General features: G+C 72.5%; 9 protein-coding genes. 4 read left to right on the plus strand and 5 right to left on the minus strand.

All coding sequences use genetic code 11. The annotated features are described in order from the left end of the window. Positions 1–190: 190 nt before the first annotated feature. A complete protein-coding gene (locus ACIRL2_RS38255; protein WP_402238515.1) occupies positions 191–1,519 on the plus strand; it encodes an alpha/beta hydrolase in 1,329 nt (442 codons plus the stop codon). A gap of 267 nt (positions 1,520–1,786) precedes the next feature. Then, positions 1,787–2,335: a hypothetical protein gene (locus ACIRL2_RS38260; RefSeq protein ID WP_402238518.1), complete on the plus strand. Its 549-nt coding sequence runs from the start codon at positions 1,787–1,789 to the stop codon at positions 2,333–2,335. Positions 2,336–2,427: 92 nt separating this feature from the next. Here ACIRL2_RS38260 and ACIRL2_RS38265 read toward each other — a convergent pair whose 3' ends face one another. Together ACIRL2_RS38265 and ACIRL2_RS38270 are read right to left on the minus strand one after the other, a co-directional pair. Then, positions 2,428–2,610, minus strand: coding sequence for a hypothetical protein (locus ACIRL2_RS38265; RefSeq protein ID WP_402238520.1), 183 nt, complete (start codon positions 2,608–2,610; stop codon positions 2,428–2,430). Further along, the gene (locus ACIRL2_RS38270; RefSeq protein ID WP_402238522.1) at positions 2,603–2,992 is read right to left on the minus strand and encodes a VOC family protein; all 390 of its coding nucleotides are present in this window, start codon (positions 2,990–2,992) and stop codon (positions 2,603–2,605) included. Before ACIRL2_RS38270 ends, ACIRL2_RS38265 begins: the two co-directional genes overlap by 8 nt. 266 nt (positions 2,993–3,258) lie before the next feature. Between ACIRL2_RS38270 and ACIRL2_RS38275 the strand changes: the two genes are divergently transcribed. Beyond that, on the plus strand, positions 3,259–4,338 hold the full coding sequence (locus tag ACIRL2_RS38275) for an Lrp/AsnC family transcriptional regulator (RefSeq protein ID WP_395869838.1): 1,080 nt from the start codon (positions 3,259–3,261) through the stop codon (positions 4,336–4,338). Positions 4,339–4,437: 99 nt separating this feature from the next. Here the strand turns inward: ACIRL2_RS38275 and ACIRL2_RS38280 are convergent, their stop codons facing one another. The 3 genes from ACIRL2_RS38280 to lanL all read right to left on the minus strand — a co-directional run bounded on the left by ACIRL2_RS38280 (position 4,438) and on the right by lanL (position 8,679). Further along, complete coding sequence (locus tag ACIRL2_RS38280) at positions 4,438–5,715, minus strand: lanthionine synthetase C family protein (RefSeq protein ID WP_402238525.1); 1,278 nt, start codon at positions 5,713–5,715, stop codon at positions 4,438–4,440. A 97-nt stretch (positions 5,716–5,812) separates the two neighbouring features. Beyond that, positions 5,813–5,962 (minus strand): hypothetical protein, encoded by a 150-nt coding sequence (locus ACIRL2_RS38285; protein ID WP_395869842.1) that lies wholly within the window; start codon positions 5,960–5,962, stop codon positions 5,813–5,815. A gap of 29 nt (positions 5,963–5,991) precedes the next feature. Beyond that, complete coding sequence (gene lanL, locus ACIRL2_RS38290) at positions 5,992–8,679, minus strand: class IV lanthionine synthetase LanL (RefSeq protein ID WP_402238527.1); 2,688 nt, start codon at positions 8,677–8,679, stop codon at positions 5,992–5,994. A 453-nt stretch (positions 8,680–9,132) separates the two neighbouring features. Between lanL and ACIRL2_RS38295 the strand changes: the two genes are divergently transcribed. Beyond that, positions 9,133–9,975, plus strand: a complete 843-nt coding sequence (locus tag ACIRL2_RS38295; protein ID WP_402238530.1) for a lysostaphin resistance A-like protein — start codon at positions 9,133–9,135, stop codon at positions 9,973–9,975. Positions 9,976–10,307: the final 332 nt, after the last annotated feature.

Below are 10,307 nucleotides of genomic sequence, written 5' to 3' on the forward strand. Positions count from 1 at the left end.
TCCGGACGGCTCGCCTCGCGACAGCGGCGCGGCGCGGGGCGGCACTGGAGAGGCTCCGTTCCGCGCCTTCGGTCCGGGTGTGACGCGCGGCACAGGGAACGAGACCGCGATTCCCGACCTCTTCCGGACGTCAACATCGTCGACATCCGTGGAGGCAACGGTGCGGTCCGGCACATTCACAACACGCCGAGTGTTCGGCAAACGCGCGACGGCATCGGTGGTGGCTCTCGTGCTGAGCGCGGGATTCGGCGTCGGCGCGGCACCGGCCGAAGCCGCGGACGGCGATCGGGGCGGTCGCTTCCGGGAGGCGTACGTGTCCGTCGACGCGGTCCGCGTCCTGAAGGTGGGGCGTCCCGACGCCCGCCGAGTCCTCGTCCTGGCACCGGGCATGTACGGCGCGGCGGGCGACCTGCGCGTCCTGGCCCGCGATCTGACCCGGGCGTTGCCCGGGACGCAGGTGTGGGCGGTGGACCGCCGCGAGCAGTCCCGGGCCGACACCCGGGGGTTCAAGGGCGAGGATCCGGCCGCGTACTACCTCGACGGGCACTACCGCCGGCGTCCTCCGCTGCCCGAGGCCCGCGACTGGGGGCTGGCGACCGCGCTCGCCGACCTGCGCGGTGTCGTGCGGCAGGCGGCCGACTCCGGCCGCCGGCGGGTCGTGCTCGGCGGCCATTCGTGGGGTGCCACCACGGCACTCGCGTACGCCGCCTGGGACTTCGCCGGGCGGCCCGGCTATCGCGACCTGGCCGGGCTGGTCCTCATCGACGGAGGCGTGGACGGCGCCTTCGCGGGCGAGGGCTGGGAACCGCGGAACACCCCCGACGTCGTGCGCTCGCGCCTCGCCGCGATCAACGCTCCGGACGCCCCATCCTCCGCGCTCGTCGACGACTACCTCACCCGGGCCCTGGGCCTGGGTGATCGGCCCGAATCCACGGCCGTCTGGTACCAGTTGATCGCCTGGTACGCACAGCGCGCACCGCATCACCCCTCGGTGCTCGCGGCCCGCCTGCCGGAACACCTGCGACCGCCGCGCCCCGTCACCAACGCGGGGCTGCTCGGCTGGTTCATGCAGGAGTCCCCGCACACGCACACCGCGCTGTCGGTACGGTCGGGTCACCTGGACGCCGCGGGCGACTGGGTGGACGACGACATGACGCCGCTGCACCGGGTGGCCGAGGCGCAGGCCGGTCCCGAACCGGCCGGTCTCGAGTGGTACTGGCCGCAGCGCCTGAGCCTGGACCTCGAAGCCGTCGACGCGTACGCCGACACCGAGTCCGCGCGCATCCTGGGCCTGCGTCTTCGGCACGCGCGCGACGTCGACGTCCCCCTGTACGTCTTCGAGACCGGCCTCGACAAGGGCACGCAGTCGGCCGCCGCCCGCCGGGTCGTCGCCAACTCCCGTATCCCGCGCGCCACCTATGCGGCCGACCCGACGATGACCCACCTCGACGCACTGTTCGCCGCCCCCGCGCGAAACGAACTTGTCCGCACACTCCCGGCCTTCCTCCGCAGCACCTGAATTCCCGGAGCCGGGGCCCACTCGGTCGACCGAGTGGGCCCCGGCCACCCGACACGAGCCGGTCCCTGCCGGGGGCCGACTCGACGACGTCGGGTTCCGCCCGCGCGGGGGCCCTGTGCGCGAGCAAGCCGCAGGTGCGTACGGATGGCACATGTGACCGACGTCGGTTGGCTCCGAGACAACCGATGGAAGCGATGGAACCGATCGCAGTCGGTGCACGTCCGATCGACGCAGGTCGTTCGAGAAGACTTGGGGGTGGGGTGCACGGTGAGGACATGGAACCGCGGGGTGTGGACGGTGCTCGTCGCGACGGTGGTGCTGATCACGGGGGCCGCGACGGGGGCGTGCTCGGACGACGGTTCCTCCGGGCCGGATGTGGTCCGGGACAACGGGGAGTTCACCCACCGTGCGGCGCGGATCTGCGGTGACGTACTGAAGCGGCGCGCCGGCGATGCCGACTACCGCAAGGACCGCGACGCGATCGTGACGGCACTGGTCACGGTAATCAAGAAGCAACGCCCTCCCGCCGAGGTGGCCCAGGCGCTGACCCGCACCATCGAGGAATACGAGCGCACCACGCGCGACCTGGGCAGGATCACCTCCGCCGACCCGAAATGGGCCGAGGCCTGGTCCCAGGTCGCCGCGGCGATCACCGGGGACGCGAAAACATACCGCGATCGGCGTGACGCGCTGGTGAGCGAGGACTCCGCGCGGTTGGCCGCACAGTTCCGCCCCGGTGGCCTCACCTCCGACATCAACGCACCCTTGACCGTCCTCGGCCTCAACGAACGCGACTGTCGTCTCCTCCTGCAATGACGACCGCCGACTCGCACACCACACCGGCCGTCCCGCCACCGGCGCACCGCACGCGCCCGACATCGCCGGAAGCGGTCCCTTCGTGAAACACGTCAGGTGAACCCGAGCCGACGAAACATGCCCACCGCGGCACCCGCCATCCCCGCCCGGCCCGCGGGTGCCGCCGCGAGCGCGGGCGACGCCGGAGTCGGTGAGACGATGCCGATGTCGACACCGCTCGCCGGCAGGCCGGGCGGGAGCACCGGCCCGCCCGATGGTGACGGTACGTCAGTCACGCTCTTTCTTCAGGGCCGCCGCCGAGCGGCGAACGGTGTCCGGGTCGATCTCCTGGATCTGTATGGTGACGCCGTCGGGGTCGACGACGCGGATGCTGCGCCCGAAGTCCTCGTCGACGAGTTCGAATTCCTGACCGGCGTCGGCCAGTCTCATGGCGACGTCCTCGAGCCTCTCGTCCGTGGCGAAACCCAGTTCGACCGTGCCGGGCGGGCGCCCCTTGGACACGGCCGCGTCGTGGATCCCCAAGGCGCCCGCGTCGGCGGACAGTTGCGCCCACACGTCGACACTGAGCTCCGGCCGGAAGGCGAGACCGAGCCCGGCGTAGAAGCGCCGTGAGGCGTCCACATCGGTCACATACCTGATCGGAAGTACGGTCAGCAAGGTTGCTCTCCTTGGATCGTCTGGAGGGTGCGGCATCCGGTCGTCGCGCGTGGTTCGCACGCTCGGGACCGCCCGTCGGTCGGCCCGTGCCGCCCCGACGCACCGCGCGGCGGTCGAGTACGCGCGCCGCGGCCCGCCGATTCCCGGGAATCGGGAGCGGTGGCCTCGTGTGCGTTCGGTGCTGCCAGTATCGTCACCGGCGATCCGGCACCGGATGCAATGGCCGTCGAGTTCATCGGAATCGGACGTTCGAGGAGGCGAAACCCATGGAATCCGTCACGTTCGACGATCTGGATCGCCGGCTGATCCACGCTCTGCAACTCGACGGACGCGCCTCCTACAGCCGCATCGCGGCGGTGCTCGGGGTCCCCGATCGCACGATCGCGCGCCGCTACCTGCGCCTGCGCTCGCGGCTGATCGTGCGTGTGGTCGGCAACATCGACAGCCGCCGCATCGGCATGCTCGACTGGTTCGTGCGCATCCGCTGCCTGCCCGCGACCGCGGAGGCCCTCGCCCAGACGCTCTCCCAGCGCGCGGACACCTCCTGGATCGCCCCGCTGGTGGGCGGAACGGAGATCACGTGCATGGTGCGCACCCCCTCGGGGGAAGACGAGGCGCGCCCTTCGAACGAGGCACGCCCCTCGTTCTTCGACCAACTGGGGCGTACCCCCGGCGTGCGGGACGTGCTGGCGTCCTGTGTGCTGCGGCCGATCGTGGGAGTCGGCGGTTGGAAGGGACGCATGCGGGCCCTCGACGCGTCCGAACAGGTTCGCCTTCGTCCTTCGACACCCCTCGAAGCACCCGAGGCACCCGAAGCGGTGGATCTCGCGCGGGGCACGATCGTGTGGAGCGACGGCGACGAGCGCCTGGCCCGGGCGCTCGCGGAGGACGGCCGTGCGGCCCTGTCCCACCTGCGGAGCGCCACCGGATGGTCGGAGTCCACCGTTCGGCAGCGCATCACCCGGTTGCGTGACGCCGGGGTTCTGGACTTCGAGGTGGAGGTGCATCCCGGGTTCTTCGGCCGCTCGGTCGAGGCGATCGTGTGGCTGGAGGTGGCGCCGGGTCAACTGATGGCCGTCACCGAGGCGTTGTCCCGCCACGACCTGGTCGCGTATGCCGCCATCACCACCGGCCAGGCGACCGTCGTCGCGATCCTGGAGTGCCGCGACACGGACGCCCTGTACGAGTACCTGGCCACCGACCTGGCCGACGTCGCCGGCATCGGCCGCGTCGAGATCTCCATCGCGCAGCGCCGCACCAAACGCGCCGGACCGGTGGCTCCCGTGGCGTCCCGGCCGCCACGCACCCGATCCGACGACTCGACGAAGTCGTCCCGTCCGGCGTGAGGGAAACCGCCGACCGCACCCGGGGGCGCTCTCCCGACCGGGAGGCGGCCCGCCGGACTGGGGTCGAGCCCAGAGGGCGTCGTCGACCGGGAGTCCGGGTCAGCTAAGCAGCAGGGTCCGGTCCCATGTGGGGGGAACATCGGTGGCGGCGGCCAGCAGGGCCAGGATGGTGCCCGCCACGCCGTCGAGGAAGCCCGGTCCCGCGGCCGGCAGGGCGTCGCGCAGGCGCAGGAGGTGTCCGGTGAGGCCGCCCGCGGCCTCGACGAACGCGGGGTCGCCGGTGTCGTGGGCGAACCGCAGGGTGATCTGCAACAGGCCGGCGACACCGTGGCACAGGCCGGGCGTGTCGTCGACGAGCCGCGCCGACGCCGGGCGGCGATACACGGCCTTCAGGGTCCGCGTCGCGAGCTCGCACAACGAGGCGTCGCCCAGTGCGGACCCGGCCAGCCACAACGCCCGCGCGATGCCCGGGCTGCCGTAGCACCACGAGGCACGCGCGACGCGGGTGTTCGCGGGAGTCGGACGCGAGGATCCGGGCGCCCCCGGGGGTTCGGGTACGGCGACCATCGCCACCCAGTTCGGCCCCCACGCGTCGTCGGTCCGGTGCTCGGTCAGCCAGCGCGCCGCGGTCGTGACGACCTCGCGTTGGCCCTCGACCCGGACACCGGCCTCCAGGGCCAGCGCCAGCAGCGCGAGCGGTCCGGAAATGCCGTGCGACATACCGCAGTTGAGCGTGCCGTAGGGGAACATCGCACGCACCTGCGGGTCCTTCGCGGCCTCGACCGGCGTGTACCAGTGCGGCGTCCCTTCCCGCTCGGCGCACAGCGCCACCAGGGCGGTCAGAATCGCGCGGAGCGCCGGGCCCGAGGCCGGGTCGGCCGCCGACTCCGGGTCCGAGTCCGCGGCGCGGCGCAGCAGGTAGGCGCCGGTTCCGGTCAGGCCCGAGATGACGTCGAACTCCCGCACCGGTAGCCCGGATCGGCGCGCGCCGAGCGCCCGGGCACGGGTGACCGCGTCCGCCACGACCCGGTCGTGCGGCATCTCGCGGCCGTCGCCGTCGGGTATTCGCTCCGACGTCCAGGCCGCGAAGGCGGGGCCGGCGAGGCCGCCGAACAGGCCGGGTGCGCAGGCGCCCACCCGTTCCGCACCGGCGGTCGCCGCGGTCAGCCAGCCGTCGGCCGTGGCGCCCCAGCCCCGTCCGGGCAGGCACAGGTCGAGTTGCCGGTACGCCAAGGCGAGGCCCGTGCCGCCGCCGGCGAGGTCGTGTCGCACGGCGTGGGGAAGCTCGCGCGGCCGCCCCGCCAGGGCGACAACGTGGTCCAGCACGGCGGCCGACGTCGCGCCGGGCAACACCGTCCTCCATCGCGCGTCGCCCAAGGCGTTTCCTCCCACGACCCGGCCGGTGCCGTGCGGGCGGCGCTGCCTCGTTCGCCCGCGCCACGCCCGCACGGCACCGCGTGCGTCGAACCGAGCGTCAGCCGTGGCAGCGCGGCGGTTCCGTACAGGTGTCCGTGCAATCGAAGCTGGTGTGCATCGTGTCGCAACACATCACCGGCTCCAGCAATTGCTCGTCCGTTTCCGGCAGTTCCTGCAGCTCCAGCACCAGAGTCTCCGTGGTTTCCATGGTCGGCGTCCTCCCTTCGGGGGTGATCCTCACGCGTGGTCGTTCGGCCGCGACGGCGATCGGCCGGCATCCACCAGCCACGAACGATCGCCGCCGAGTCTGAGGCGCAGCAGGAAGTCCAGGACGCCGGCCAATCCGACGTTGTAGCTCGCGCAGACCTCCCGCATCGTGTCGTCGGGGACCAGCAGCCGGCCGTTCCTGCGCGTAGCCCGCACGAACAGGCAGTGCGCCATTTCGGCCGCTTGGACTCGATGCCGGTCCTCGCCCGTCGCGTCGGCAAGGTCCAGGAGCAACTCGGCGTTTCCGGCGACCCCGTGGCAGGTGCCCGGGCCGAGCCGCCAGCGGTCCCGGTATGCCGCGAGCGCGGCCCGTTCGGCGTACTCGCGAAAGCACGGGTCGCCGGTGGCCTGCCACAGACGGACCAGGAACGTGCCCACCCCGGAGGTGCCGTTGCACCAGAGGTTCAGCCCGACGCCGTCGGTTCGGCGTGGCCCCTTCGGCCACCGGGCTCCGTCGCCGCGGCGCTCGGCGACGGCGCACAGGAGACGTCCGCCGCCGACCGCCGTCTCGGTCCACTCGGGCCGCTTCAGGTCGCGTCCGGCGGCAAGCAGGAAGGCCGCGTTGCCGGCGACGCCGTGCCCGAAGCCGTACAGGACCGAGCCGCGCAGGTCGTCGGGGTACTCGGGGCCCAGGGGCCAGTCGACGCCGGTTTCGGCGTTGCGGGTGATCCGGACCAGTCCCTCGGCGCACCGTGTGACCCGGTCGGCGAAGCGTTCGTCGCCGCTCGCGTGCCACAGATGCAATTGGGCCATGCCGGCGCCGGCCAGTCCGTGGCAGATGTCGGGGTTGTTCCACTCCAGCGGGATGCGCAGTGCGTACTCGCCCGCCCGTCGGGCCAGTTGCCGGTCGCCCAAGGTGTGTGCCGCGTCGTACAGGGCCCAGGCCGTGCCGGAGCGACCGAAGTACAGGCCGGGCAGGACGCGGCTGGGCAGGGTCAGGCGTCGGTCGAGCCAGTGGGCGGCGGCGGCGAGCGCGGGCTCGGCCCTGGTGTATCCGTGTCGCACCGCCCGGTCGAGGACGGCCAGCACCCCTGCCGCGCCGACCTGCACGTTGCAGGCGTCCCCGTACGGGAGCGAGCGCGGGCGCGCCCACAGGTATTCGCCGGCCGGGTCGATCGTGTCGCCGAGGTGGGCCAGGCCGTCGTCGATCAGCCGGTCGAGGTCGGCGTCGGCCGCCGTGGGCCCCGCGCATACCGGCCCCGCGGCGGGTTCGCGCTCGAGGAACGCCGCGGCCCTGGGGAACGGCCAGCGGGCCCGGCCGTCGGCGGTCAGCCCCAACACCAGTGGGGCGAGCGCCCGCAGCGCGGGGGACGCGGGCGCCGCGGCGTGCACGATGGCCGCGATCCGGTCGCCGAACGACCTGACGGGCGTGGTATCCGCGGCCTGCACCGGGTTGATGCCGGTGGTGACGTACAGGAGTGTGGCGCCCAGGCTGTACGCGTCGACGTCCGGGCCGGGCGCGGGCGGGGCGGTGTGCGCGTCCCGGCCGGGGCCGTTGAGGTATTCCGGTGCGGTGAATCCCTGGGTGCCGGCGACGTGCGCGGGCTCGTCGAGGCGGACCGTGCATTCCATGTCGACGAGTACGGGCGCGTCGCCGGGAGCCATCACCACGTTGCTCGGCTTGAAGTCACGCACCACGAAGCCGGCGGCGTGTACCTCGCCGAGGAGTCGGACGAGTTCGCGGGCCAGGCGCCACGCGAGAGGCGCCGGCAGGCGACCGTCCGCGTCGTTCAGCCGGTCCGCGGCCCACTGTTGCAGGCTCTTGCCGTCGATGAGGTCCTCGACGAGGAACACGTGGCCGGCGCTCTCGAAGACCTCCCGTACGGCGGGCGTGACCCCGCGCGGCGCCAGGCGGGTGAGGATGTCCGCCTCGTAGCGCAGCCAGTCGCGGGCGTCGCGGCCGGCGAGATCGGCTCCGACGTGCGGGCGGGCCTCCTTGAGCAGGACGTCGTCGCCGGTGTGTTCGTCGAGCGCGCGGTAGACGCCGCCGCGGTTGGAGTGCCGGATCGCCTCCTTGACGAGGTAGCGCCCGCCGATGCGCACGGGATCGCCGCGCCGCCGGCCGGGGACGGCGGGGGCGGGCGGGTCGAAGGGCGGGCGGGCCCACGCGGGCGGCGAGAACCACGGGTCGCGCCGGTCGGGTACGAGCGTCCCGTCGGGGGCTTCGAGGCGCCCTTCGTAGAAGCCCTCGTCGGTCAGCTCGCGAGGTCGGGCGAAGCAGCCGAAGCGATAGTGGACCAGGCTGTCGGGCCGGTAGCGCCGGTCGGAGAGGATGGCCGGGCCGGGCAGACCGAGTGTCACCGCGTGCAACCGCTCTGCCAGTAGCCGCAGTTGGGCGTCGTCGGCCGGGTAGGCGGTGAGGAACTTCCCGGACTGGGCGCGGTTGGCCCGAACCGAGTTGATCTCGGCGGTGAATCGCGGCGTCACCGCGAATTTGAACGCGCATTCGTGCGCCACCAGGACCCGGGCCGCGTGCTCCAATACCGCGGGCGCCGACGCGGGAGTGGCCGAGATGTGCAACTTCCAGCCCTGCGAACGGCGTTCATGGTGCGGTGGAGTCACCATGCACCAGGATTCGCCGTCCCGGATCCGCCACGCGCCGGGCGGGCTCACCGCACTCAGGATCTCTTTCGTGATCGACTGATAGCTGCGTGTCACGGCACAAGAATGGCACCGGCAAGGTTGGTCCGGGAGAGCAGCCACCGGAAAGTCCGAAAACCGACGGTCTGCGGACGGGATCCGGGAATGTGAGGGACATCCCGACCGGGCCCGGCCGACGGCGATCGCACTGTGGTCGGCTCCGATTCCCCTGCCCCGGGCAGGGGAGAGGCCCTACCTCGACCGATCGGCTCCGATTCCCCTACCCCGACAGAGGGAGAGGCCCTACCTCGACCGAGGCGTCACCGCCGTCCCGGGCGATCGGCGCAGGTCGTGTCGAGGCTGGTCGCGGGGCACGGGCGTGGACGAACTCGACGTTTTCGGCGCGCCGTTGCGCCTCGTTGCGGCGGGCGCTCCCGAATCCGGATCGGGGACCACCCGGAGAATTGATCCAGGGACGGGTCGGGGATGTCACCGATAGTGGCCCGGGGCGTGGACCGGCACGCTCGAGGCATGACAATCTCACCCGGCTCGACCCCGAACCCTCGTGACATACACGGGAGTTCCACCGCATCGACGACGGCGCTCGGGGGCGGCCCGCACGGCACCGCTTCCCCGCCACCACTCCCCCAGTACTCCATCGCCGCGGTGCTCACCGTCTGGGCCGCGGCCGTCGTCCCGATGGCACTGCTCGCCTGGGTGGTGACCCCGATGGTCGCCGGCGACGACGCCTCGAAGGGGCGGTTCGCCACGGTCCTGATCGCCGCCCTGACCTGTGGCCTGGTCTGGCAGACAATCCTCGTCCTGGGCTTGGTCGCCCGCGAACAGGCAAGCCTGCGTTGGTCGGTACTGCGCGATGCGTTGTGGTTGCGGGCCCCTTCGGACGACCGAGGTCGGCGGGGAGGCGGACTGTGGTGGTGGGTGGCGGTGTTCGCGCTCGGCTTCCTGCTGGTGCAACTCGTCCCCACCGGCCTGTCCGAGCCGTCCGACCGCAGCCTCGGCGCGTTCCTGGAATCGACCGAAGGACAGGACTACGTCAGCGGCGCGTGGGGGTGGCTGGCGCTGGTCGCCGTGATGATGACGTTCAACAGCGTCCTGGGCGAGGAACTCCTCTTCCGTGGTCTGCTGTTGCCGCGCATGCGCGGGGCCTTCGGCCGGCACGACTGGTGGGTGAACGGTCTGCTCACCGGCCTGTATCACGTGCACCAACCGTGGTCCATGCCCGGCGCGGCGGTGGCCGGCGGCCTGTTCGCCTACCCGAGCAAACGATTTCGCAGCGCGTGGATGGGAATCGCGATCCACTCGATCCAGAACGTCGTCCTGATCGTGCTGATCCTCGCCCTGGTCGTGCGCTGAACCGGCCCTCGCCGTGTACGGTCCTCTGCACCGCCCTGCTCCTCACCGCCCTCGCGCACCGGCGACGCTCGGCCGGCACCTGCCCCCGCTGCGGCCGAACCCACGCCGCCGCCGACCACGACGTGTCGCTCGTGCATCCGTCGCCGTCGACCGCGTCCCGCCGAACCAGGAGAACCCGGCGCGGAGCGACCGGCCGGACCCCGGACTCGTAGGGGACGCGCGACCAGCCCCGTAGGAAGCCGAGCACCGGTCGGCCCGACCGGTCGCATGCCCGCTACGCGGTCACGGTCGGGCCGTCCGCTACGCGCCCGGGATGCACGTCCGCTACGCGC

Source organism: Embleya sp. NPDC127516, from assembly GCF_044765325.1.
Lineage (GTDB): Bacteria > Actinomycetota > Actinomycetes > Streptomycetales > Streptomycetaceae > Embleya.